The 23,717-nt window shown below is 52.6% G+C and carries 22 protein-coding genes; 11 read left to right on the top strand and 11 right to left on the bottom strand.

Features of this window, described 5'->3' with window-relative positions; translation table 11 throughout:
• Positions 1–25 precede the first annotated feature (25 nt).
• The 3 genes from NYE33_RS32915 (at position 26) to ltrA (ending at position 3,190) form a co-directional block, all read left to right on the top strand.
• Complete coding sequence (locus NYE33_RS32915; RefSeq protein ID WP_042134465.1) at positions 26–907, top strand: transporter substrate-binding domain-containing protein; 882 nt, start codon at positions 26–28, stop codon at positions 905–907.
• A 263-nt stretch (positions 908–1,170) separates the two neighbouring features.
• Positions 1,171–1,329, top strand: a complete 159-nt coding sequence (locus tag NYE33_RS32910) for a hypothetical protein (RefSeq protein WP_156118557.1) — start codon at positions 1,171–1,173, stop codon at positions 1,327–1,329.
• 469 nt (positions 1,330–1,798) lie between these two features.
• The gene (gene ltrA, locus NYE33_RS32905) at positions 1,799–3,190 is read left to right on the top strand and encodes a group II intron reverse transcriptase/maturase (RefSeq protein ID WP_081969899.1); all 1,392 of its coding nucleotides are present in this window, start codon (positions 1,799–1,801) and stop codon (positions 3,188–3,190) included.
• 148 nt (positions 3,191–3,338) lie between these two features.
• Here the strand turns inward: ltrA and NYE33_RS32900 are convergent, their stop codons facing one another.
• From NYE33_RS32900 to NYE33_RS32880, 5 genes are all read right to left on the bottom strand, one after another.
• Positions 3,339–4,391, bottom strand: coding sequence for an RluA family pseudouridine synthase (locus NYE33_RS32900; protein ID WP_081969858.1), 1,053 nt, complete (start codon positions 4,389–4,391; stop codon positions 3,339–3,341).
• A gap of 82 nt (positions 4,392–4,473) precedes the next feature.
• Complete coding sequence (locus tag NYE33_RS32895) at positions 4,474–4,659, bottom strand: CLC_0170 family protein (RefSeq protein ID WP_042134467.1); 186 nt, start codon at positions 4,657–4,659, stop codon at positions 4,474–4,476.
• Between the two features lie 46 nt (positions 4,660–4,705).
• The gene (locus NYE33_RS32890) at positions 4,706–5,932 is read right to left on the bottom strand and encodes a Ger(x)C family spore germination protein (protein ID WP_042134468.1); all 1,227 of its coding nucleotides are present in this window, start codon (positions 5,930–5,932) and stop codon (positions 4,706–4,708) included.
• The gene (locus NYE33_RS32885; protein ID WP_341069501.1) at positions 5,929–7,026 is read right to left on the bottom strand and encodes a GerAB/ArcD/ProY family transporter; all 1,098 of its coding nucleotides are present in this window, start codon (positions 7,024–7,026) and stop codon (positions 5,929–5,931) included. Before NYE33_RS32885 ends, NYE33_RS32890 begins: the two co-directional genes overlap by 4 nt.
• Positions 6,974–8,623, bottom strand: coding sequence for a spore germination protein (locus NYE33_RS32880; RefSeq protein WP_083705118.1), 1,650 nt, complete (start codon positions 8,621–8,623; stop codon positions 6,974–6,976). Before NYE33_RS32880 ends, NYE33_RS32885 begins: the two co-directional genes overlap by 53 nt.
• A gap of 187 nt (positions 8,624–8,810) precedes the next feature.
• Here NYE33_RS32880 and recQ point away from each other — a divergent pair, with 187 nt between their 5' ends.
• The 6 genes from recQ to NYE33_RS32850 all read left to right on the top strand — a co-directional run bounded on the left by recQ (position 8,811) and on the right by NYE33_RS32850 (position 16,097).
• Positions 8,811–10,637 (top strand): DNA helicase RecQ, encoded by a 1,827-nt coding sequence (recQ, locus tag NYE33_RS32875; RefSeq protein WP_039299916.1) that lies wholly within the window; start codon positions 8,811–8,813, stop codon positions 10,635–10,637.
• Positions 10,638–10,652: 15 nt separating this feature from the next.
• Positions 10,653–12,671 (top strand): B12-binding domain-containing radical SAM protein, encoded by a 2,019-nt coding sequence (locus NYE33_RS32870; RefSeq protein ID WP_341069499.1) that lies wholly within the window; start codon positions 10,653–10,655, stop codon positions 12,669–12,671.
• Between the two features lie 444 nt (positions 12,672–13,115).
• Positions 13,116–13,649, top strand: a complete 534-nt coding sequence (locus NYE33_RS32865) for a GNAT family N-acetyltransferase (protein ID WP_340947508.1) — start codon at positions 13,116–13,118, stop codon at positions 13,647–13,649.
• Positions 13,606–14,229: a nucleotidyltransferase family protein gene (locus tag NYE33_RS32860; RefSeq protein WP_341069495.1), complete on the top strand. Its 624-nt coding sequence runs from the start codon at positions 13,606–13,608 to the stop codon at positions 14,227–14,229. Before NYE33_RS32865 ends, NYE33_RS32860 begins: the two co-directional genes overlap by 44 nt.
• Positions 14,230–14,384: 155 nt before the next feature.
• Positions 14,385–14,942, top strand: coding sequence for a histidine phosphatase family protein (locus NYE33_RS32855; RefSeq protein ID WP_341069494.1), 558 nt, complete (start codon positions 14,385–14,387; stop codon positions 14,940–14,942).
• Positions 14,943–15,233: 291 nt separating this feature from the next.
• Positions 15,234–16,097 (top strand): hypothetical protein, encoded by an 864-nt coding sequence (locus NYE33_RS32850; protein ID WP_341069492.1) that lies wholly within the window; start codon positions 15,234–15,236, stop codon positions 16,095–16,097.
• A gap of 558 nt (positions 16,098–16,655) precedes the next feature.
• Here the strand turns inward: NYE33_RS32850 and NYE33_RS32845 are convergent.
• From NYE33_RS32845 to NYE33_RS32825, 5 genes are all read right to left on the bottom strand, one after another.
• Positions 16,656–17,618, bottom strand: coding sequence for an alpha/beta hydrolase (locus NYE33_RS32845; RefSeq protein ID WP_341069489.1), 963 nt, complete (start codon positions 17,616–17,618; stop codon positions 16,656–16,658).
• A gap of 88 nt (positions 17,619–17,706) precedes the next feature.
• Positions 17,707–18,675 (bottom strand): type I phosphomannose isomerase catalytic subunit, encoded by a 969-nt coding sequence (locus NYE33_RS32840; RefSeq protein WP_341069487.1) that lies wholly within the window; start codon positions 18,673–18,675, stop codon positions 17,707–17,709.
• A gap of 312 nt (positions 18,676–18,987) precedes the next feature.
• A complete protein-coding gene (locus tag NYE33_RS32835; protein WP_336102975.1) occupies positions 18,988–19,413 on the bottom strand; it encodes a VOC family protein in 426 nt (141 codons plus the stop codon).
• Complete coding sequence (locus NYE33_RS32830; RefSeq protein ID WP_341069485.1) at positions 19,414–20,019, bottom strand: tRNA (mnm(5)s(2)U34)-methyltransferase; 606 nt, start codon at positions 20,017–20,019, stop codon at positions 19,414–19,416.
• On the bottom strand, positions 20,019–20,975 hold the full coding sequence (locus NYE33_RS32825; protein ID WP_039301554.1) for a TIGR01212 family radical SAM protein: 957 nt from the start codon (positions 20,973–20,975) through the stop codon (positions 20,019–20,021). Before NYE33_RS32825 ends, NYE33_RS32830 begins: the two co-directional genes overlap by 1 nt.
• 244 nt (positions 20,976–21,219) lie before the next feature.
• Here NYE33_RS32825 and NYE33_RS32820 point away from each other — a divergent pair, with 244 nt between their 5' ends.
• Both NYE33_RS32820 and trmB read left to right on the top strand, forming a co-directional pair.
• Positions 21,220–21,402 carry a hypothetical protein gene (locus NYE33_RS32820; protein WP_039301551.1) on the top strand — a complete coding sequence of 61 codons (183 nt, stop codon included), beginning with the start codon at positions 21,220–21,222 and terminating at the stop codon, positions 21,400–21,402.
• 333 nt (positions 21,403–21,735) lie between these two features.
• The gene (trmB, locus tag NYE33_RS32815) at positions 21,736–22,452 is read left to right on the top strand and encodes a tRNA (guanosine(46)-N7)-methyltransferase TrmB (protein WP_042134479.1); all 717 of its coding nucleotides are present in this window, start codon (positions 21,736–21,738) and stop codon (positions 22,450–22,452) included.
• Positions 22,453–22,584: 132 nt separating this feature from the next.
• Here trmB and NYE33_RS32810 read toward each other — a convergent pair whose 3' ends face one another.
• Positions 22,585–23,700: an MGDG synthase family glycosyltransferase gene (locus NYE33_RS32810; RefSeq protein WP_341070079.1), complete on the bottom strand. Its 1,116-nt coding sequence runs from the start codon at positions 23,698–23,700 to the stop codon at positions 22,585–22,587.
• Between the last annotated feature and the right edge of the window lie 17 nt (positions 23,701–23,717).

The raw sequence follows: 23,717 nt of genomic DNA, 5'->3' as shown, positions 1-23,717 counted from the left end.
CATAGAAAACAGGGGATGAAGAGGAATGAGAAAAGGATTGAAGTTGGCAGGATCACTTATAGCAGCGGGTTTATTGCTGGTGGGCTTAACCGCTTGCGGTAATTCGGATAACAAGGACAATAGTGCAGGGTCGGCATCATCCAAGTTTGCTTCTATTGAACAGCTGAAGAAGGACGGCAAGGTCCGGATTGGTGTTTTTGCGGATAAACCGCCATTTGGATATGTGGATGCTGACGGCAAGAATCAGGGCTTCGACGTCTATATCGCCAAAAGATTCGCCAAGGACCTGCTCGGGGATGAATCCAAGGCGGAATTCGTTCTGGTAGATGCGGCCAGCCGCGTCGCTTACCTGGAATCCAATAAAGTAGATATCATTATGGCTAACTTCACCGTAACGGATGAAAGAAAAGAAAAAGTGGATTTTGCCAATCCGTATATGAAGCTGTCCTTCGGGATCGTATCCCCTGACAGTGCACCGGTTACTTCGATTGACCAGCTGAAGGAGAAAGGCCAGAAGCTTATTGTTGCCAAAGGAACTACAGCAGAAACTTACTTCACCAAAGAGTACCCGGACATTGAGCTGCTGAAATTTGACCAGTACACAGAGATCTTTGCAGCACTCAAAGACGGACGCGGTGCAGCGATTGCCAACGATAACACCGAGCTGATCGCCTGGGCGAAGTCCAATCCCGGCTTCACGGTAAGCATCCCGGCGTTTGGGGGACAGGATACGATTGCCCCGGCAGTAGCCAAAGGCAACACGGAGCTGCTGAACTGGATCAATACAGAGCTTGAAACCATCGGCAAAGAGCAATTCATTCATCAGGCCTATAGCGATACATTGAATGAGGTCTATGGAGAAGGCTATACTGACGAGCTGGTAGTTGAAGGCGGTAAGGTAGAGTAATTTAGCCGCGCTATGGCGTCAGGTCTGAGGAACTGGTACGAGATCAGATAGTGAGCATGAAAAGGCACCCTTGCGGGTGTCTTTTTTAGGTGAAAGAGGATTTCACAGGATGGTAATAGAGTTAAGCAGACTAATCCTATATACTAAGTTTAAAATTGGATGATAGTGAATCGAAAGAGTGTGCAAGAAACACTGTAGACATAAATGTTGTACGTTTTGCAACTTTGATTGATGGATAGCCGGGTGATCGGGAGGATTGTTGTATGAAATACAAGAATAATTCTGCTGAGCCGTTTGAAAGAGATGAAATGCTGCAGTTTGTACAACAATTGTGGATTTGGGCCGGTATGAGGAGGGAAATGTTGTATTATGTGCAGGATTTCATAGAATGGTGCCGGATCTCTGCCTCAAAAAGCGGATGAATCGGGGAATTCCCGAAAGCGACAAATGAGAGGCATAAATGCCTCTCATTTTCCTTTAGTACGCCCAGCATGGGCGTCATCTTTAGGGTGAAAGTCCCGAACGGGGGCTGGCGAGCGCCTACCGTTAGCCAAGGGCAAGGGTGTCCACCGTGAGGTGGAATCTGAAGGAAGCCGGAGGCAAAAGCACGGGCCAAGGTACACGAACTGGATTTGAGGCTGTGTCAGTCGGATGAGTCACCTAAACATGACGAAATCCAAAGCCGCCAAGGGCTGGCGCGGTATACTCCAGTGGTCGCGGGCAGACAGATGACGTTCTTATCTGGGGAGACCTGTCAGATAAGCAAGAAAAAAAAACTTGTAACCGTAGCTGAGAGGCTGCGCTGAACTGGCAGGAGTCAGCAGAAGCCATAGTACGTAAGCTGTTGCAACAATTTACGGAAGGGCTGAACCGAAAGGAGAGAGGAAAGCGATGCGTTCGCATGAAGAGCAACGACAGCAGAATATCTCGCAAGGGAGCTTGCGGCAAAGAGAAGCGGTGAAGCCGTCAGGGTATGCCGGAGCGCCGAGTTCTTCGTCGGCACAAGTCGTCCCTTCCTCTCGCGAAGACCAGAACAACTTGCTGGAGCAAATGCTCAAAGGAGATAACCTTCGACTCGCTTACAAACGAGTGGTGCAAAATGGAGGAGCGCCCGGTGTGGACGGTGTAACGGTAGCGAATCTACAAGTTTACCTGAATACGCACTGGGCATCGGTGAAAACTGAACTTCTGACGGGAACTTACAGACCTGCGCCAGTCAAACGGGTGGAAATCCCCAAACCTGGAGGCGGTGTACGGCAGCTAGGCATCCCGACTGTGATGGACCGTTTCCTCCAGCAAGCACTTTTACAAGTCATGAACCCGATCTTTGACGCACAATTCTCGTGGTACAGCTACGGCTTTCGGCCGGGGAAGAGCGCGCATGACGCCGTTAAACAAGCCCAAAGATATATCCAAGGCGGCCTCAGATGGGTCGTGGATTTGGATCTGGAGAAATTCTTTGACAAGGTAAACCACGACATGCTAATGGCAAGAGTGGCGCGGAAAGTGGAGGACAAAAGAGTGCTGACGCTAATCCGTGCTTACTTAAACGCCGGAGTTATGGTGGATGGAAAATGGGAGCGTAGCCGGGAGGGAACGCCACAAGGCGGTCCGCTTAGTCCGCTTCTAGCAAACATTCTATTGGATGATCTGGACAAGGAACTGACCGGGCGAGGTTTGCGATTCGTACGCTACGCGGACGACTGTAATATCTTTGTGGCGAGTAAACGAGCAGGCGAGCGTGTCATGGAATCGGTAAGTCGGTTTGTAGAAGGAAAGCTAAAACTGAAAGTAAACGGGGAGAAAAGTGCGGTAGCGAGACCTTGGCACCGAAAGTTCTTAGGATTCAGTTTCCTGAGCCAGAAACAGGCAACGATTCGGATTGCTCCGAAGAGTCTCGCAGCTTTTAAAGGGAGAATTCGAGAGCTAACGAAACGTACCTGGTCCATTTCCATGGAAGAAAGGATTTACCGACTGAACCGCTATCTGATGGGTTGGCTCGGTTATTTCCGTCTAGCCTCGGCGAAGACACACTTCCAAACACTGGACCAGTGGATTCGGAGGAGACTTCGAATGTGTCTGTGGAAACAGTGGAAACGAGTACGTACACGAATCCGCGAGCTTCGAGCACTCGGGGTTCCAAAGTGGGCTTGTTTTAAGATGGCCAACTCGCGGCGAGGCGCGTGGGAAATGTCCCGGAACACGAATAACGCCCTTTCGACTTCCTATTGGGAAGCAAAAGGGCTGAAGAGTTTACTTTCACGCTATCTGGAACTTTGTTAACCTTTTGGAACCGCCGTATGCGGACCCGCATGTACGGTGGTGTGAGAGGACGGGGGCTTGCCGCCCCCTCCTACTCGATATTACGCAAATAAAAGTGTCTGGAGTGGAATCAAACTCTAGTAATTGACAAAGAAATTACCCAGCTTGTTTAGTTCGTCGGCGCAGGTGCGGTATACTTCAGGAATGTCTTTGGAATAGGACTCTCAAAGGTGAGGATTTCCCCGGTAGTCGGATGAACGAACGAAAGTACGCGGGCATGCAGTCCGAGACGGCCGACAGCTTTGGTCTCGGCGCCGTATTTCTTGTCGCCGGCAATTGGATGCCCGATGTCTGACATGTGGACACGGATCTGGTTCTTCCGTCCGGTCTCCAGGTGGACTTCCAGCAGGGAGAAATGCCGGTTGGCCTGGATCAGCTTATAACGGGTTACGGCATGCAGCCCGTCCCCTTCATGCGGACTGGAGTACATCTTCAGCGTAGACGTCTCCTTCAGCCAGGAGCTGATGGTGCCTTCGGATTTCTTGACTGCGCCTTCCACCAGCGCCACGTAGGAGCGTTCCTTGACGGTCTCTTTCCAGCTGTTCTGCAGGGACTGCTGAATCGCCTCGCTTTTGGCAAACATCATGACTCCTGAGGTATCACGGTCCAGGCGGTGTACCACAAAGACGCGGTTCTTAGGATTCGTCAGGCGCACATGCTCCATCAATTGGCGGTAAGCTGTCAGTTCATTGTCTTCTCCGGTAGCAATCGACAGCAGTCCGGCATCCTTCTGAATGACGATGATATCATCATCCTCATGGACAATGGTCAGCCCGAGCATTTCTTTGGCTTCTGCATGCTTCTCCTGATCAATAGTCACGGTCTGACCGGGATGGAGCTGATGGTTATGCTGGGTTACCGGCTTGCCGTTTACCGATATCTGTCCCCGGGACAGCATCGACTTGACCGCATTCCGTCCCTTATTCGTAATCGTCTTAAGCAGGTAAGGCAGCAGCTCTGCGGGCTCGGACACCGTATAGGATTTTATCTGTGCAGGTGTTTTGGTTGTTGTTGTGGCAGGTGCTCCCGGTCTTGCCCCCGGTTTATGGTTAGAGGTCTTGTTCCCCTGATTTCTGGTTCCTGATTTAGGCTGAGCCTTGGAGGCTGCTGCGGGCTTCACGCCCCGCTTGGAACCCTCTTTCGGATTTCTTCTTGTATTCATGCCTGCATTCTCCGTCCTGTAATATTGTACTCCTCAATATACCATGGGCCGTGAAGAAATACTACGGAGGGTGCCGGGACAGCTATACATAAATGATCAGCCCGATAAGGATAGCCAGGGAGATGACGCCGTAGGCCCATCCCAGAACCATAGCGTATTTTTTCTCCCGGAGCCAGCCTTTGCTGTTGTAAATCCGGGCATCTACCGCCAGCAGCATCAGTGTGGAGATTAACATTATGATAACCAGACTTCCGAACAGGCGGACCATGCGGATCGCTCCCTTTTAAATATAGATACATGAACTTAATTACTGGTTATTGGTCTTTCAGTCCCACTCTCCGGATATGAAGCTTCATTTGAATGTCTATCTCAATGCTGCCATACAGGCTTTCCCAGTCATCTTTGTCATGGATATGCTCTTTCCAGTAGGCAGGATGGTGACTCCGGATCATTTCGCCCATGCCAAAAATATCGGAGTGATCCTTCTGGGTCTGCTTAACCAGTCCGGTCAGTATGCTTCGGACCTGTTCCTCGAAATCCCGTTCAATTTCCTGCAGCTTGGCGGATGAGTCGACAGGGATATTGCTGCCATATTGCTCATCGAGATCGGCCTCCAGGAAGACCTGATACGACAGAACGGGTTTGCCGTCCTTGATGTAGCTCCGCGTCCGGGTGAAACGCTCATTGATTTTGGTCATGACGATACCCATCTTATTGGTATGAAAGAGGGTAGAATAACCTCCCGGGTCGATTCCCTGGAGTGCCATGAAGCCGCCGATTTCAATCGGAGCGGTCTTGTTGACCATTCTTCCGCCGCTGAAATAAGCCAATCCTTTGATCAGGATATTATCTCTATTGCGCAGTGCGACATAAGGCAAGTACGCGCTCTGGCCCCACTTGGTATCCGCCGACCAGAATGTGCCGATATAATCCCGGGGGAACTTCCCGGAGGACACCGACTTCTCCATCATGGACAAAATATAAAGTGTGGGCACACGCTGAAGCGGCGGATTCACATCCATGAAATCAGAAGCTTTGCCTTCGGATACCAGCAGCCAGGTCCTGCGCCGGATTTCCGGATTGCGCCGGAGATAGTCGTTGAGTTCTTCGAGATTGCCCCGGGCGATATCCTCGCTGATGATAATGATCCGCAGGTGAACCAGATAACGCGGGTCGGCAATCTGCTGCTGCAGATTATTCATGGCATCGTCGAGTGAAATGCCGCGCACGCTAACTACCCAGACCGGGCTGGTCTTGGCGTCACCCGGGTTGCCTCCTCCGCTTCCGGGACCCAGGGGAACTCTGCCGGGAACCGCAATCTGTGCGGTCACACTGATCATTTCTGCAGGCAGATTATCATGGTTAATATGGGTGACTTCGTCTCCTTTCTCTGCCTCTTCGGCCGAGATCTTATCGATGGACAACCCGAGTACAAGCGCCCGGTCTTCAATTTCTACCTGATCCCAGCAACCGCTTAGAACAGGGGCAGCCATAGCCAGCATTAGGATTAGGGCGAATGAGCGCGGAAGCCTTCTGATCATGAGGAGGCCTCCTTCCCGGCGCGCCGGATGAAGTAGGCCATCCATAGCAGCAGCGGATATCCAATCATCAGTACCATTCCCGCATTGCCCAGGTGAAGAATCCATTCATAGGCCTCGAAGACATTGGGGGGCAGCATCGCCAGAGCAAAGATCAGCGGCAGCAGTATACTTGCGGCCATACTCTGATCACGGAGAGCGAACAGGTTCTGCATCAGGTAAGCGGATATGTAATACGTAGTGTACACCGTTGTATAGACCGAAATGACCCAGATAATGATGAAGATGGCATCCAGCCGTTCAAGAAAACCCTCACCAAATGCTGCGGAACGCGCCATTTCCAGCGTGGGATAGATCAGCAGCTTGGTCTCCTCCGCACCAAACATTCCCACAGAGGCAATCACGATCAGTACATAGATGGCACCCGACATGATTATGGCCAGCGCGCCCGCGCGGAATGCGTGCTTCGGCTTTTCCATGAAAGGAATCAGCAGTGTAATCACGAAGGAGCTCTGGAACAGATAGCTTGCCTCCCGTGCACCATTCCAGAATTCGAGGGTAGGTGACATTAGAATGGGCTGCAGATTAAGGAGATCAACGCTTTTCAGGGAGATGAGGATCGTGAGTACGATGGAGCCGACAATCAGCGGCAGGTAGAAAAAATGGATATACGAGAACTTCACAACATTGCGTCTGGAGGAGAGCAGGCTAACGAGCAGCATCAGAAAAATGGTGGCTTCAATTGGTGTTTTTTTATACAGCACGGTTGTGGCGACATCTCCGAACTGGCGTGTAGTGATCCCTGTCAGCGTAATAAACAATATCAGAATTACGGCGGTGAAGACGGTGGCTAGCGGACGTCCGATCAGCCTTCGGCTGAACACAAAGAGGGACTCTTTGGGGAAACGCTGGCACAGGGAGGCGAGCAGCCAATAGCTGAGGAAAGACAGGACGACGCCGCTGAATGCGATGAAGGGCGCGCTGCTGTTCCCGGCTAAAGCCATGTAACGGGGGAAACTGAGAATCCCGACACCGATAATGGTGCTACTGATGACGGCGGCTGCGCGTAGCGTTGTGATCTGCCGGAGACTGTTCACTGGGTTCACCTTCCTGCCTGAGGATCTGATCTACATGTACTGCGGGAACATTGCGGGACAGCCTGTCATTATTCTGGGCATGCAGGAAGCTCGGACGGCGGCGCATCCACCACAGCGGCACACGTACCAGCGTATCCTTCAGGTCACGCCATTTGCCGGGAATGAAAGGGGACATATACGGGACGCCGAAGGATTCCAGGAACAGCAGATGGTTCAGAATGAGAATCGTACCGATCATCACACCGTAGAGACCGAACATTCCGGCCAGTATAATCAGCGGAAATCTTAGCATCCGCAAGGCAATAGCGGCATTATAGGCTGGAGTGGCAAAAGAACCGATGGTCGTCAGCGCCACAATCACCACGGTAATCGGACTGGCGAGTCCGGCACCTACTGCTGCCTGTCCAATCACGAGAACGCCCACGATGGATAAGGCGCCGCCGATCATCTGCGGCAGACGGATCGTAGCTTCACGCAGCACCTCCATGGAGACCTCCATGATCAGCACCTCCAGAACGGCAGGAAACGGCACACCTGCTCTTCCGCCCGAGATAGCCACAGCGAAATCCGTCGGCATTAATTCGGGATTAAACGAGATCACAGAAACATATAACGCAGGGAAAAAAAGTGAGAAAGACAGCGCGATGAGACGGATTATACGGATCAGGCTGCCCATAATGAAACGCTCTGTGTAATCATCTACCGTCTGAAAGAACTGGTTGAATAGAGCAGGGACGATTACAGCAAAGGGAGAACCGTCGACAAGCATGGCAACCCGCCCTTCCAACAGAGCGGCAACCGTCTTGTCGGGCCGCTCTGTGCATTGCACCTGCGGGAACGGGGACAGCGGCTGGTCTTCAATGAACTGCTCAATGTATCCGGCATCAAGAATTCCGTCGGTATCAATCATTGAGATTCTGCGCATCGCTTCAGCAACGAGCCCGCTGTCGGCAATGCTCTCGATATAGCATAAGGCCACTCTCGACTGGGTACGGGTTCCGATCGGGCTGATTTCAATCCGGAAATCTGTGCTCTGAAGCCGGTAGCGCAGCAGGGACAGGTTGTTCTCCAGCTTCTCTACGTACCCTTCACGGGGTCCGCGGATGACCTGCTCGGTCTGCGGCTGCTCCACGCCGCGCATATCAATCTGGCGCATATCGAGCACAAGGGCTTCGGGCACTCCCTCTATCAGCAGAATCAGCTCACCCTTCACGGCAGCGTCCGGCAGCACAGAAATGTCTGTAGTGGTTGTTCCCTGAGTTACCTGGACGGCTGTGCTCCAGATATAATGGATCATACCGGCCATATGCTCCGGAATTTCCTTATGCCCGGTGGGCCCGGCCATTAAAGGTTTAAGGACATGCTCGCGCACCTGCTCCGTATTAACCAGTGAAGAGAAGAAGAGCATTACGGCCTGGTGGGCTCCGAAGAGCTGGAAGTCGCGGACTACGAGGTCGCCGTTGTCACCAAGCCGTGCCTGCAGCGCTTGTAAATCGGCCTGCAGATTTCCTGTAAGCGGACTTTTGTCAGGCTCCGGAGGAGAAGCTTGCTGCTGCTTATGCACATAAGCGGTATATTTATCTTTCCAGGCTTGCAAATGGCGGCCTCCTCAGCAGTACAATTCGAATGTATTTCTATAAAGTGTTGCTTGATCGCGTGATTTTTATGTAAATTTTATGTAACAGGCCCAAAAGGAGTGCGAGGATATCTGCTTCAAGCGGTTGCCTAAGTACCCTGTTGCCCGGTAAACTAAAGGTAGAAAGTCTTAAGGAGTCAGAAGAGATATGAAGATGCAAGGATCACTAATGGAGCAAGCGCAGGCTGAACTGCAAAAATATTACGGGTATCCCGATTTCCGGGAAGGCCAGAAGAAAATTGTGAACAATCTGCTCGAAGGCCGCGATACGCTGGGCATCCTGCCTACCGGAGGCGGTAAATCGATCTGCTATCAGGTTCCGGCACTGCTGCTGCCGGGACTTACACTTGTTGTATCCCCGCTGATCTCGCTGATGAAGGATCAGGTGGACGCCCTTACTACTGCCGGGATTCCGGCTGCCTATATCAACAGCACCTTAAGCGGCAAGGAAGTGAATGACCGGATCCGCGCCGCCCGCCGGGGCGAGCTGAAGCTGCTCTATGTGGCGCCGGAACGTCTGGAGCTGGACTGGTTCCGCCTGGAGATGGCAGGGCTGTCGATCTCCTGCGTGGCTGTCGATGAAGCGCACTGCGTATCGCAGTGGGGCCATGATTTCCGTACCAGCTATCTGGCGGTGTCGCCGTTTGTAGAGGAGCTGCCGCAGCGGCCGATTCTGGCTGCTTTTACCGCTACCGCTACACCTGAGGTTATGGAGGATATGGTCCGGCTGCTGCGTCTGCGCGATCCGGGCGTCTTCATGACAGGACTTGGCCGTGATAATCTGGCCATGCAAGTGCTGCGCGGAGAGAATAAGCGTGAATTCGTACTGGACTACACGGCGCAGCATTCGCATCAGCCGGGTATCGTCTATGCCGCCACCCGCAAAGAGGTGGATGATCTCTATCAGCGGCTGCAGGCGACGGGAGTCGCCGCCGGCCGCTACCATGCCGGGATGAGCGACCAGGAACGGGCCGAGAGCCAGGAAGGGTTCCTGTATGACGATATCCGCGTCATGGTTGCCACGAATGCTTTTGGGATGGGGATCGACAAATCTAACGTTCGTTATGTCATTCACTACAATATGCCGAAGAATATGGAGGCTTATGTCCAGGAGGCCGGACGTGCCGGCCGCGACGGGGAGCCGAGTGACTGTATTCTGCTCTTCAGTGCGCAGGATATTATGACGCAGAAGTTCCTGATTGAGCAGAATCCGCAGGACACAGAGCGCAAAGCCAACGAATACCGCAAGCTGCAGCAGATGATTGATTACTGCTACACCACCCGTTGCCTGCGCAGTGCACAGCTGGATTATTTCGGCGAGAATCATGACGATGATCCGTGCGGCATCTGCAGCTCCTGCACCGATGAACGGCAGCTGGTAGACATGACGGTGGATGCGCAGAAGATCTTCTCCTGCATCCACCGCATGCGTGAACGCTACGGGGTGGCGCTGGTATCCTCAGTGCTGAAGGGCTCACGCAATCAGAAGGTGCTGCAGTACGGCTTCGAGAAGCTGCCGACCCACGGGGCGATGTCCGGCCGCAGCGAGAAGGAAATTACCGAGAGCATCAATGTGCTGATCTCGGAGGGTTATCTGGCCTTGTCCGAAGGCCAGTATCCGGTCGTGCGGCTGCAGCCGCTGGCAGCCGAGGTGCTGCGCGGCCAGCGTGAGGTCCACCAGCGCGTGGCCCGCACGCTTGTCACCTCCGGCACGCGGGACCGCAGCCGTACGCGCGACCATTCGCCGTCGGCCGTCAACGAGACGGTCTTCGAGCAGCTGCGCCTGATCCGCCGCGAGCTGGCGGGGCGCGAGCATGTGCCGTCCTACATCATTTTCAATGATGCGACGCTGCGCGAGATGAGCGTGGTTTGCCCGCAGACGGAAGCGGAGATGCTGAGGGTGAAGGGTGTCGGCGAAGTGAAGTACCGTAAATACGGCAAGGCATTCCTGGAGTTTTTTCAAAATGAAATGTAAAGAAGGTTATAAGGCATGAGAATCATCCTGGCCACATTAAATGCCAAATATATTCATACGTCGCTGGCGATCCGGCTTCTGAAGGCGTACAGCGAGCATGAATTCGAAGATATCCTTTTGGCGGAATACACCATCAAAGATCCCTTGATGAATATCGTGTCGGACCTTTTCCAGAAGCAGCCGGATGTGATCGGCTTCTCCTGTTATATCTGGAACATCGAAGAAACGGTCAAGCTGGTCGCGATCCTCAAGCAGGTGATGCCGGAGGTGAAGATCGTACTTGGCGGGCCGGAGGTGTCTTATGAGCCGCTGTACTGGATGAAACGGGAAGCCGGAATCGACTTCGTAGTCAACGGGGACGGGGAGGAGACCTTCCATCATCTGCTGCAGGAGATCCGGGATGAGCACAAGTATCATTTCGTATACGGCGCTGCCTACCGCAAGGGGGAGGAACTGATTGTCAACCCGCCGCGTCCCAAAAGCGACCTTAATACCCTGCCGACGCCCCACCGTTTCGCGGAGGATCTGCCGGAGCTCAGCAAGCGGATTGTGTATTTTGAGACAAGCCGGGGTTGTCCCTTCAATTGCCAGTTCTGCCTGTCCAGCATCGAGGTAGGCGTGCGTTATTACGATATTGAACGGGTGAAATCCGATCTGCTCTATCTGATTGAAGGCGGGGCCAAGGTGATCAAATTCCTCGACCGCACCTTCAATATCAACCGCAATTATGCGATGGAGATGTTCCAGTTCCTGATCGACAATCATCAGGGCTGTGTGTTCCAATTCGAGATTACAGCGGATATTATGCGTCCGGAGGTGCTGGATTTCCTGGCGCAGAATGCGCCGCCCGGAGTTTTCCGCTTCGAGATCGGTGTGCAGTCGACCAATGATGAGACCAACGAACTGGTCAAACGCCGCCAGAACTTCACGAAGCTGTCCCGCACGGTAATGAAGATCAAGGCCAGCGGCAATATCGACCAGCATCTCGATTTGATTGCCGGACTGCCGATGGAGGATTACTCGACCTTCCGCAAGACCTTCAATGATGTATTCGCCATGGAGCCGGAGGAGCTGCAGCTGGGTTTCCTCAAAATGCTCCGCGGCACCGGGCTGCGCTCCCAGGCAGCCAAATACGACTATACGTACATGGAGCATGCGCCGTACGAAATTCTCAGCAGCCATGTCATGCCGTTCTCTGACATTATCCGGCTGAAGCGGCTGGAGGACGTGCTGGAGAAGTACTGGAACAGCCAGCGCCTGGCTCATTCGGTCAAATATCTGATCCGCCATGTCTTCCCGTCACCATTCGATTTCTTCCAGGAATTCGGCGACTACTGGGAAGCGAGGGGCTGGCAGAAGATCGGGCATCAGCTCGAGGATCTGTTCACCCGGCTGCATAATTTCCTCACGGACCGGGGGACGGCGTCCATGGACATCATCACCGGACTGATGAAGCTGGATTATTTCCTCGGCCACAAGTACAAGCCGCGCAAAATCTGGTGGGATGAGGTGATGGGCAAGTCAGAGTGGGCCAAATACCTGAAACAGATTGCCGGGCAGCCGGAGCTGATATCGGCCAAGCTGGCCGAGGCGGGCTTAAGTGAGCGTGAGCTGCAGAAGTACATCGTACTGGATGTCCTGCCGTTCCGGCTGGAGCCGGTGCTGGATTCGATCAGCGGGCTGCGATTTGACGGCTTGGCTGGTGCTGAAGGCGAAAACGCTGGCACGCTTGAGAGTTCAGCGGACAGCGCGGATAGCAAGCCGGGAGCGGGAGCTGCAACAGAAACAGCAGGTGGCCTCGCGGATAAACGGGCGGGAGCTGCAACGGACATAGCAGGCAGCCATGCGGATAAAGGGGCGGGCAGTACGGCCGTAGCAGAAGCGGCAGAGAATGCGGCGGTAGCTGTGGCCGGGGACATAGTGCCGGCTGTGACGAATGCGCATCCCGGTTCCAGTGGCGGCAATACGCTGCTGATCGTGCTCTATCAGCAGGACGAGAGCCAGCGGGCGCAGTATTACACGCTGCCTATATAGCGGGAAGCCAGATGCTGAATCAGCATAAACTTGCGGCTATATAACCCGCACTGGGGACTACAACCCAATCAAACAAGTAACTGATCAATCGCTTCGGCTATGGGACAAGCCGGAATTGCCCGACTCCTCATACTGATTCCCGGATTCGTTGCTGGCAGAATTAAACTTTTTAAGTTCGCGCTTGTATCGGCATAAATGTTGTACGTTTTGCAACTCGGATTCCTAAATACCAGGGTGTTCAGGCGGATTGTTGTATGAAATACAAGAATTTTCCCCGTAAGTGCTCTGGAAGAGGAGAAATGCTGCATTCTATACAACAATTCTGGATTGAGGCCAGTATTATCAGGGAAATGTTGTATTTTGGGCAGCATTTCAAGAAAAGTAATAGTAAACAGCTTAAGTTTGGCTCATGGGAAAGATGCTGTTTGGGGGAGGGATGTAAGGATGAGGCTGGATCAGCGCATTACATTGTTCAGGTATGAAGAGAAGCATGAGGAGACATTCAAGGACCAGTTGCTGAGCTTTCAGCTTCCTCCGGAGCAGGCGGAATTTACCGGACTGCCGGAGCAGACGCTGCAGGATGCCTGCACGGATGCCGGCAAAATGGGAGTCGTCATTGCCCAGGGAGACCGGGCGGTAGGCTTCTTCGTTCTTCATACAGGCGAAGGTATCGCAGACTTCTTCCAAGACTACTCCGGCGCAGTGCTTCTGCGCGCCTTTCTGATGGATTTTGCCTGCCAGGGACAGGGCTTCGCCAAAGCAGCGATGGCCCTGCTGCCTGATTTCGTCCGCCGCCATTACCCGGAAGCACAGCAGATTGTGCTGGCCGTTAATGAGCGCAACATCCCTGCCGGACAGCTATACGCCCGGGCAGGGTTTCAGGATTACGGGCTGCGGCGCAGCGGGAGCAAAGGGCCGCAGCTGATTTTACAATATGAGCTGGCTACTGAGCCCGTGGCTCCGGCTGCCCATGGATGAGGGGGAGATCCTTCACAATCGTCTGACGGAGCTGTTCTCCCGCAGTGCGCTGCTGATGGATATTTTCAAGCGTGCGCAAGGGCTGGCACCTTTTCCTTATTATATTGGAGCAGGGTGTCTGGTTCAGTCGGTGTGGAACGAGCTTACCGGGCGGGATCCGGATTACGGAATTGGTGATATTGATATAATCTACTACGATGGGCATGATTTGAGCTATGCTGCGGAGGACCGGATGATCGCCAACGGACGTGAGCTGTTTGCAGGTATTTCTATTCCGGTGGATCTCAAGAACCAGGCCCGGGTTCATCTGTGGTACCGTGATAAGTTCGGTGTAGAGCTGGTACCCTACGCTTCCCTGGAAGATGCAATTAACAGCTGGCCGACAACGGTCACATCGCTGGGGGCGAGACTCAGCAGCGAGGGGGAGTGGCAGGTATACGCACCGTTCGGTCTGGAAGATCTGTTTCAATTAGTCCTGAGGCCGAACAAGGCGCTGATCAGCGAGGATGTCTACTTGAATAAGACGCGGAAATGGAAGTCGAAATGGCCGGAGCTTACGGTTGTCCCATGGGGGCAGTGAAGCTTCGGCTTTTTGCTGTGTTCATGACGATCTACTACTTCAGCAGATGCGATATGAAGAGCGTGGCAGGCTTCCATTAAGAAATTCGACCGGGTAGGATTGTGTAGTAGGAGGAGCGAATAGATTTAGTACCAAAAAGAGGCAGGGGGATTTCAATGACACAGTTTTATCTCATTCGCCATGGGGAACCCGAGTGGAACATCAATGAGCAGTACAAATTAAAGGGCCATGGCCGGGATCTGGTACCTCTTACGGAAGCAGGAGTGAACCAGGTATATTGGACAGCAAAGGATGAGCGTTTAAAAGAAGCAGAAGTGATTGTCTCTTCTCCCTACACGAGAGCCCTTCAAACGGCCGCTATTTTATCCAAGGAACTCGGTTTAGACATAAAGGTTGAATTGGATTTAAGGGAATGGCAGCCTGACTTAACCTTCGAATATGATTCCCTGGAGCGGCTTGCAGAGCTGGGGAACGATTATGATACTAATCATGGAGTGTATCCTCCTGGGGGAACCAAGCTTTGGGAGTCCAAAGAACTGCTGAAGAACCGCATTGAGAAGGTAATTGACAGATATCTCGGATATAAAAAAGTGATCATTACCGGACACGGCATGGCTTTTCGTACCCTAGTAGGAGAGGTGGAAGAAATTCCGCATGCTTCGATTACCGGATATAATAAAACGCAGGCTGTAATAGAAACAACGCAATTGTAATTGGTGGTATCCGGTGTTAATATCAGGAATGAGATGCCTATAAAGGAGCATAAACCGTATCATGTGGATAACTCTGTAAAGATTAACAAGTCTAAAGAATGCCTGTAATAGTGAACGCACTATTGTATTAGGCATGTCTTTTTTTAATCTTACAGGGTATGCAGGATAAGGTGTGTCATAAAGCCACTTCTGCGGATACCTTTGGGTATCCGCTTTATTTTTACGGGAATAACGCATCTCCCTTGATTCTTACCTGCCTATCCTCCTAAAAATGAATGGAGGAACTACTATATGCAAACTAAATTGATCTTAATCGAGGGCTTACCAGGCTCCGGGAAATCAACCGCGGCTCAGCTGGTACATGAAATTCTTACAGAGAGAAATCTTAAGGCCAGGCTATTCCTTGAAGGAAATTTGGATCATCCTGCTGATTATGATGGAGTCGCTTGTCTAGATGAAGTTGAATACGATGATCTATTGAGCGCCTATGAGGAGTTTAGGGATTTATTAAGCCCATATACATGGAATCAAGGGAATAGTTATTTCGTGGAATACCGGAAACTAATCAATGCACACGGTTCAAGTATTCCAAATGAAATGCTGGATACTTTGGTGAAGCACGATGTGTATGAATTGCCGCTACCCCGAAATAGGGAACTGATTACGGCAAAATGGAAGCAGTTTGCGGAGAGTGCCTTAAATGGCGCTGACCTTTATATTTTTGATTGTTGCTTCATACAGAATCCTGTAACCATGGGAATGATCAAACATGATGCCGCCAAGGAAGACGTCACAAGTTATGTTATTGAACTGGCAGCCATTGTAGAAACGCTGAATCCGCTTCTGATATACGTTGACCAGAACGATCTTGATTACTCCTTCGGCAAGGCTGTTGAAGAAAGACCCCGGGAATGGTCAGAAGGGTTTATTGACTATTACACCAAACAAGGGTTTGGCAAAAAACAGGGTTACACCGGTTTGGAAGGAACTCTGAAGGTGCTTAAGGCAAGAAGGGGACTGGAAGAAAGGATCTTTAACGGCGTAAATATAGCTAAGACAAAAGTGAACAATTCTTCATATGATTTAGATGTGTACAGAGAGGTTTTAGTGAAGATATTATCAGAACATTTTGGCCTGGAAAAAGAATCTGTTTAGTACGGCTTAACTTAAGAGCCATCAGACTCGTGAATCTATTGCAGAAAGTCCAATCAGGGATGACCGATACCGTTCTCAAGCAGAGAGCCTAGCAAATAATTGTATTTCGTGCAGTTAAAATACGGCGAAAAGCCGGATGAGCAGGGATAACTGTATTCTGTACAATTAAATTAGAGAATAATGCGCTTTTATGGCATAGGAGCATTTTATAAGTGTATAGAGTGCAATTAAAACTCCTTCTGCGCAGAAAAAGATCGTTTTAGTTGTACATTTTACAGTTAAAGCTTGAGGGGGAGTCTCATACCGGGATGCGCAATTCCGCGGGGATCCTGCAGAAAATACAGCAATAGTTGCTGCTGCAATGTCAATCAGGTGGAGACACCCTGGGTAGCAGCAGAACTTTGGCAGCATAACCGAAAACGAGGCACTCCGTCAGGTACGGGGTGCCTCGTTTTATTTTGGATACATTCGATTTAAGCTACTGACATTTCTCAGCATTTCCCCCTGCAGATTACACGAATGGTCAGCCCGGGCGCCAGAGTCAAAGCGCCATTGAAGCTAATTCGCCGTAGGCTGAAGCCGCATGGAGCCGGCAGGGAGGTGGCGGGCAAGCCAGTCCAGCACATCGGCGGTGACCTCATCCCGGTTGACCTCGTTCAGCATCTCATGCCTGCCTTCAGGGTACAGCTTGCACTCTACGTCCTGTATTCCCTGCCTGCGGTACAGTTCGGCCAGACGCTTCACCCCTTGACCGTTCATCCCCACGGGGTCTTTCTCCCCGGCGAACAGATAGACAGGTTTATCTCTGCACAAGGTTCGCAGGGTGGGCCTGGTATGAAGCTCCCGCAGCATATGGAAGAAATCCCGGAAGAAGCGGGTAGTGCAGATCGCCCCGCAGAACGGGTCGGAGATGAAGTGGTCCACCTCCACCGGGTCTCTGCTAAGCCAGTCAAAGGCGGTCCTGACAGGAGAGAAGGCACGGTTATAAGCGCCAAAGACAATGCCGTTCAACAATACGCTGCGATGGTGGTCTCCCTGCAGCCTTAGCTGCATTGCCGACAGCGATTCTGCCAGCCGCAGCATGCTCCGCGGACCGTTGGTACCGCTGAGAATGAAGCCGCTGTAAATTTCATTACCTTCTTCGCACATCAGCTTCTGGGCCAGGAAGGAGCCCATGCTATGGGCGAACAGGTAAATCGGCACATGCTGATGCCGGGAGCAGGCGATTCCCGCAAGCTGCAGCAGATTGCGGCGCATCCAGTAGAAACCGTTCTCCCCGGTATCGCCTAGCAGATTGACTTGGCCGGCGGTGAGGCCATGGCCCCGGTGGTCATTGGCATACACCGCATAACCGGCTGCGGTGAGCGCGGACGCAAAACGGGCATAACGCGCAGCCGTTTCACACATGCCGTGAGAGATCTGCACGATCCCTCTGACGTCAGCTCCAGCTTCCGGCAACCATTCATAGACATGGATTTTGACACCTAGTGGATCGGTCATCGTAAAAGTGTTCTCTGTCATCGCCGTCCTCCTGAAAGTTAAATTCAGCAATCCTAGCGTAAGAGTACTTCGTTAAACTAAATCTGCCCGGTATACCAGTTATGGTTGCTTACGGCAGATAAGAGCGGAGAACCGTGGACATGCCTTCGATGCTGTAGGCGCCGAGGCTGGACGGGAGCAGGTAGCATTCGCCTGCTGCATAAGGCTGGGAGCCGCCTTCCCAGATCAGGTGGCCGCTGCCTTCACAGATCACCAGAATAGTGAAGCTGTCGTCCGTGGTGGCAAGCTGCCATTCACCGGCGACCACACCTTTTTCAACGATGAAATAAGGGGAGGAGGCGATTTGAAGCCATTCACCGGCCACTGCACCGTCTGTCTTCATCGAGGTCGCGCCTGCACCTTCATAGGCAGTAACATTCAGGGAATCCTCAATATGCAGCTCGCGCGGTTTGCCGTCCAGGCCGGGACGGTCGTAATCGTAAATCCGGTATGTAGTGTCGGAGTTCTGCTGGATTTCGGCTACAACGACACCTGCACACAAGGCGTGAACGGTGCCTGCGGGAATATAGAAAGAATCTCCTGCCGCTACAGTCACTTCCTGCAGGCTGTCCATAACGGTCCCGTTCTCAAGTGCATCCTGCAGAACTTCGCGGGTTACGCCTTCTTTCAGACCGTAGATGATTTTGGCGCCCGGCTTGGCATCCAGCACGTACCACATTTCTGTTTTGCCCAGTTCGCCCTTGGGTAATCCGGCATAATCATCAGTAGGGTGTACCTGTACGGAAAGATTGTCATTGCAATCGAGCAGCTTGATCAGCAGCGGGAATCTTCCGCCGTCTTCCGTAATGCCCTTGCTGCCGAACCATTCATGTCCGAACTGCTCGCGGATGGCATCCAGACCTAGTCCGGCGAGCTCGCCGTTCACAACAGAAGAGGTTCCGTTCGGGTGGTCAGCGATCATCCAGCCTTCGCCGATATGGCCTTCCGGCAGCTCCAGGCCGAATTTCTCCAGCGCACGGCCTCCCCAGACACGTTCTTTGAACTCCGGCTGAAATTTCAGAGGATATGGTTTTGTCATTACAACATCTTCCTTCCTGATTATAGAATGTTTAAGACTTCATATTTAAACGGTACATCGGACTATAACCCAATAAGTAACCGGTCAAACGCTGGTCAGACCCTGGTCAACCAAGCCGGATCATATGTGACACGCTTAAGCTCACACATTATTGGCAGCATCATGGTTATGTTGTACTTATTACAACATTGATTGAGCGATACCAGGGTGATTGGCAGCATTGTTGTACAAAATACAAGAATTTTCCCGCTAAAATACTTGCAGGAGGAGAAATGCTGCCTTTTGTACAACAATTTGGATGGGAATCGCTATTTATGAAGAAAATGTTGTATTTCGTGCAGGATTTGTAGGACTATGCGCCGGTTGGAAGAACTCAAGCTTCTCACTGTCCGGTCCCTCGAAGAAGAAATAGCGGCTGCCGTTCGCGAGCTCTGAAATACCGGTCAGTGCCGGGATGCCGAGTCCGGCAAGTCTTCTGTGCTCTTCCTCAATGTCATCGACTGTGAAGGCGGTATGGCTTACCCGTCCTTCCTGCGGCAGACCCTCGAATGCCCGTTCAATCAGTTCAATCTCAACACTGGCCTGTCCGGGGAAGCTGAGAAAGGCGAGACGCACTTCATCTCCAGGCTGGCCCAGAATACCCTGAAGCGTCAAGCCGATGACCTCCTGGTAAAATTGCAGTGATCGCTCAAGAATGTCCACTTTAATGCCGACATGCTCCATTTTGGTTACTGCCATTTAATGATCAGCTCCTTTTTTCTTCTCTACAGCTACAACATACGGGGCGGAATCGCGCTGCAGCTGGCGGTACACGATGGATTGCGCGTCCGGCTGGGCCAGTCCGGCGGCCCAGGCTTCCACGGCGGCAGCTTCAAGGCCGCCGCCTTCGTGGCCGGGATACAGCACGGCCGTGATGATCCCGCCCGGGCGCAGCAGCAGCAGCGCGGCCTCCAGCGCGGCCAGCGTGCTCTCCGGCTCGGTGATGATGGTCTTATCGGCATCGCCTGCAGGCAGATAGCCGAGGTTGAACATCACCGCCGAGACCGTTCCGCGCCAATCGGGCGGAACGGCTTCAGCCATTGCTGCATGGCTCCGCTGCAGCAGCGTTACGGGAGACAGCGCAGCAGGCGCTTCCTCCCGGGCCAGCCGCAGGCGCTCTCCGGCAAGAGCCAGCGCCGCGTGCTGGATGTCGAAGCCGTAGACCCCGCCGCGCGGCCCCGCCGCCTTGGCGAGGAACAGGGTGTCGCTACCTGCGCCCACGGTGGCGTCAATGGCCCGTCCGCCGGGGGCGAGCCGCTCGGCGGTTAATTTATGAGCAAAGCTAAGGACGGACATGAAGCCCATTAGCCCTTCCTCCAGTACTTACCCTGCCAGGTATCACGGGCAATCAGCTCGTGGTCAATGGCATTCAGAACTTCCCACTTCTTCAGGCTCCACATCGGGCCAACCAGGGAATCACGCGGAGCATCGCCGGTCAGGCGGTGGACAATCATGTCCGGCGGCAGAATCTCCAGCGAGTCGGCAATCAGCTTCACATACTCATCCTGCTCCAGGAATCGCAGCAGGCCGGCTTCGTACTGCTTCACCATCGGCGTTTTGCGCATGAGGTGAAGCAGGTGGATTTTGATCCCCTGCACGCCCATGTTGGCAACAGCAGATACAGTCTCCAGCATCATCTCATGCGTTTCCTGCGGAAGCCCGTGAATGATATGGGTGCAGACCCGGATACCGTGACGGCGGAGCTTCGCAACGGCTTCGGTATAACAGGCTGTATCATGCGCCCGGTTAATCAGATCGGAGGTGGACTGGTGGATGGTCTGAAGACCCATCTCCACCCACAGATAGGTGCGCTTGTTCAGATCGGCAAGGTATTCGACCACATCATCGGGCAGGCAGTCCGGCCGGGTAGCAATGGCGAGACCGACCACACCCGGCTGCTGCAGGATAACCTCATAATATTCCCTTAGCTCCTCAACGGGAGCGTACGTATTAGTGTAGGCCTGGAAATAGCCGATATATTTGGCGTTTGGCCATTTCAAGTGCTGGCGGTCACGTACATTGTTGAACTGGGTAACCAGATCATCGCGGCGGCTTCCGGCGAAATCACCAGACCCTCTGGCGCTGCAGAAAGTGCAGCCTCCTTTGGCGATGGAACCGTCACGGTTTGGACAGGTGAAGCCGGCATCCAGCATGACCTTGAACACCTTGGTATCCATCTGATCACGCATTTCATAGTTCCAGGTATGGAACCGTTTATCCCCCCACAGAAGCGGAGAGGAGGTCTGTAGAAGATTAGACATGTGCAGCTCCTTTCATTAACCTTCCCATTGTATCAAAAATCAAAGAAGAGCGTAACAATTACTCCCGGAAATCCGGCGGAAAAGAGCTAGAAATAGGCAGGAAACAGCCGGGATTTCGCTTGTAAATGCTTACACAATATGTTATATTTAAAGTGTAAAAAAGCCGCTGCAGCAACCACAATCACATTTTTGAATTCATAATTTCGTGTCGTCCGGTCCATAATAAACCATAGAGGTGATAACGATGAATTCTCCAACGGTGTTTCCCGATAATAAAGGTTCGATTGATGTGCAGCTGACTCCCGATGAGGCCCTTGCCCTGACAGGCGTGGAATTTAACGGCAACCACAAGATTAAGACCGAAGCGCAGCGCAAGATCCGCAGTGCCTTCGAGAAGACATTTGATTTTAACGCTCCGGCAAGGTAGACTATGTACTGTTGAAAAGTGGACCCCAATTCCAAATACAACAAAAAGGGATTTTCCAACCGGCCTTTTTAAGGCTGGACGGGGAATCCTTTTTTTTGAATTTTTGCAGGGATATTTTCAGCTTCCTGCTTAAATCCCTTTACTTTTGACGGCAAGTTCGGCACAATATTGCAAGTGGCAGTTATCCTAGAGACTGCGACGAAATAAAGTACCGCTAATTTGTTGACAAAACTCCCAAAACCGTGGAGATTTTGTCAACAAAAGCGGGTACTAATTTCCTCGCAGCTCCCTATTCACAGATAATGCAATAAGAGATAAGCGGAGGAATACCTAATGCGTTTACGCGGAAGAAAAGGAATACGTGAAAGCCTTGAGGAGCAGACTGACCTGGTCATCCTTGATCCACGCAGCCTGAAGGGCCGTTGGTCGGAGCTTTTCGGCAATGATCATCCGATTCATGTGGAGTTCGGAATGGGCAAGGGGCAGTTCATCAGCCAGATGAGCTTCAAATATCCCGGTATCAATTTTATCGGCGTTGATATGTACGATGAACTGGTCCGGCGTGCAGCCGAGAAGGCCAGAAATGTGTGGGAGCCGGCAGGGGAAGAGACGCCGCCGAACGTCAGAGTGGCACTGGCCAATATCGATTATGCGGAGGAAGTATTTGCTCCGGGTGAACTGGAGCGGATCTACCTGAATTTCAGCGATCCGTGGCCGAAGAGTAAGCATGCCCGCCGGCGTCTGACGCATCCGCGTTTTCTCGACAAATACCGCGGGCTGCTTAGTCCGCTTGGCGAAATCCACCTGAAGACGGATTCCCGCAGCCTGTTTGAATTCTCCCTGAATGCTTTTGCCGACTATGGTCTGCAGATGAAGAACATTTCCCTTGATCTGCATGAAGGCGGCGTGATCAATGAAGAGCATGTCATGACGGAATATGAAACCAAATTTTACGGACGCGGTGTGAACATTCAGCGCTGCGAGGCCATTGTCGGGGAAGAGGCGCTGAAGCAGTATCAGGCCTCCCGGCTGGACAAATACCGCCTGTAGTCCTTTCGACATTATTAGCTGTATAGTGCAAATGGCAGTCCGGGGAATTCTCCCAGGCTGCCATTTGCCGTTTATCATCCAATATAAGGAGGTGTATGCCTTAGGTCCCATTGTTCTATAAGAATGCGGGGGCTATTCCAGCATGTCAATGATGCTCTGGGCGCTTTGCAGCGGGTTGAACCGGGAAATCTCCTCCAGATGGGCTTGGCGTTTGGCCCGCACATCCCCGTAGTCGCCCAGCAGCCGTTCCATCCAACGGTCGACCACATCGAGGGAGCTTATCGGTTCCCCGAAGCCGGCGGCCGTGAAATAACGGCAGTTTTCTTCTTCCTGCCCCGGCAGCGGTGAATGGAAGAGCATAGGGATGCCCTTGGCCAATCCTTCGCTGCAGGTCATTCCGCCGGGCTTGGTGACCAGCAGGTCCGAGACCTCCATGAGCTTATCGACTTCACGGGTGAAGCCCAGCAGCTTGATGTTGGGGTGGCTGTAGCGCGGGTCTTCCTGCATTCCGCGCAGCAGCTTGTCATTCTGTCCGAGGCAGAACACAAGCTGCACCTTCTCCCGCCAGCCGGCGAGGGCTTCGTTCACCACCTCATCGTTCATCATGCCCCAGCCGCCGCCCATGACCATGACCGTAGGCATGTTCCGGAGGCTGAACTGCTTCTGGATCTCTTCCCGGCCGGGATGTTCCCAGAAATCGGGATGTACCGGCATACCGGTTACCCGGATTTTGGCGGCAGCAACACTGCGGCGGCGGAGCTTGGCCTTGACCTCCGGTGTAGAGACCAGATAACGGTATACTTCAGGACTGATCCAGCTGGCATGGGCGTCGTAATCCGTGATGACTGTGATCAGCGGCGCTTTCAGCGACGGGTCCAGCCGTTTCAGCCGGGAAACCACAGCGCCGGGAATGAAATGAGTGCAGACGATGATGTCCGGCTTCAGCTGCTTCACAATATTTTGCGTATGCGTATAAAATATGCGGTGCAGGGCAAGTGTGGTAAGACGATTGAATGATTTCTGGTGCCGGTAGACATAGCCCATCAGCCGGGGCTGGGAGATCACCGTTTTGCGGTAGGCAGAGACAATGATCGGCGCCATCTTGGGATTGAGGAAGCTTCCGAGCTCCAGCACCTTCGTCTGCACATCAGGCGACAATTTGCGCAGGCTGCTCGACAGCGCGTATGCTGCCTGGGTATGCCCTGCGCCGAAACCTTCCGACAGCAATAATACTCTTTTTTTGCGCAATGTATAGTTCACCTGTT

Source organism: Paenibacillus sp. FSL R10-2199, from assembly GCF_038000235.1.
Taxonomy (GTDB): Bacteria; Bacillota; Bacilli; order Paenibacillales; family Paenibacillaceae; genus Paenibacillus_AQ; species Paenibacillus_AQ phytohabitans.
The sequence above is the reverse complement of the archived record's forward strand: the minus strand, read 5'-3'. Positions and strand labels throughout refer to the sequence as shown.

Coding starts and splice junctions, on each gene's coding strand:
- NYE33_RS32915 (WP_042134465.1), top strand. CDS start 26: ATGAGAAAAGGATTGAAGTTGGCAGGATCACTTATAGCAGCGGGTTTA.
- NYE33_RS32910 (WP_156118557.1), top strand. CDS start 1,171: ATGAAATACAAGAATAATTCTGCTGAGCCGTTTGAAAGAGATGAAATG.
- ltrA (WP_081969899.1), top strand. CDS start 1,799: ATGCGTTCGCATGAAGAGCAACGACAGCAGAATATCTCGCAAGGGAGC.
- NYE33_RS32900 (WP_081969858.1), bottom strand. CDS start 4,391: ATGAATACAAGAAGAAATCCGAAAGAGGGTTCCAAGCGGGGCGTGAAG.
- NYE33_RS32895 (WP_042134467.1), bottom strand. CDS start 4,659: ATGGTCCGCCTGTTCGGAAGTCTGGTTATCATAATGTTAATCTCCACA.
- NYE33_RS32890 (WP_042134468.1), bottom strand. CDS start 5,932: ATGATCAGAAGGCTTCCGCGCTCATTCGCCCTAATCCTAATGCTGGCT.
- recQ (WP_039299916.1), top strand. CDS start 8,811: ATGAAGATGCAAGGATCACTAATGGAGCAAGCGCAGGCTGAACTGCAA.
- NYE33_RS32870 (WP_341069499.1), top strand. CDS start 10,653: ATGAGAATCATCCTGGCCACATTAAATGCCAAATATATTCATACGTCG.
- NYE33_RS32865 (WP_340947508.1), top strand. CDS start 13,116: ATGAGGCTGGATCAGCGCATTACATTGTTCAGGTATGAAGAGAAGCAT.
- NYE33_RS32860 (WP_341069495.1), top strand. CDS start 13,606: ATGAGCTGGCTACTGAGCCCGTGGCTCCGGCTGCCCATGGATGAGGGG.
- NYE33_RS32855 (WP_341069494.1), top strand. CDS start 14,385: ATGACACAGTTTTATCTCATTCGCCATGGGGAACCCGAGTGGAACATC.
- NYE33_RS32850 (WP_341069492.1), top strand. CDS start 15,234: ATGCAAACTAAATTGATCTTAATCGAGGGCTTACCAGGCTCCGGGAAA.
- NYE33_RS32845 (WP_341069489.1), bottom strand. CDS start 17,618: ATGACAGAGAACACTTTTACGATGACCGATCCACTAGGTGTCAAAATC.
- NYE33_RS32840 (WP_341069487.1), bottom strand. CDS start 18,675: ATGACAAAACCATATCCTCTGAAATTTCAGCCGGAGTTCAAAGAACGT.
- NYE33_RS32835 (WP_336102975.1), bottom strand. CDS start 19,413: ATGGCAGTAACCAAAATGGAGCATGTCGGCATTAAAGTGGACATTCTT.
- NYE33_RS32830 (WP_341069485.1), bottom strand. CDS start 20,019: ATGGGCTTCATGTCCGTCCTTAGCTTTGCTCATAAATTAACCGCCGAG.
- NYE33_RS32825 (WP_039301554.1), bottom strand. CDS start 20,975: ATGTCTAATCTTCTACAGACCTCCTCTCCGCTTCTGTGGGGGGATAAA.
- NYE33_RS32820 (WP_039301551.1), top strand. CDS start 21,220: ATGAATTCTCCAACGGTGTTTCCCGATAATAAAGGTTCGATTGATGTG.
- trmB (WP_042134479.1), top strand. CDS start 21,736: ATGCGTTTACGCGGAAGAAAAGGAATACGTGAAAGCCTTGAGGAGCAG.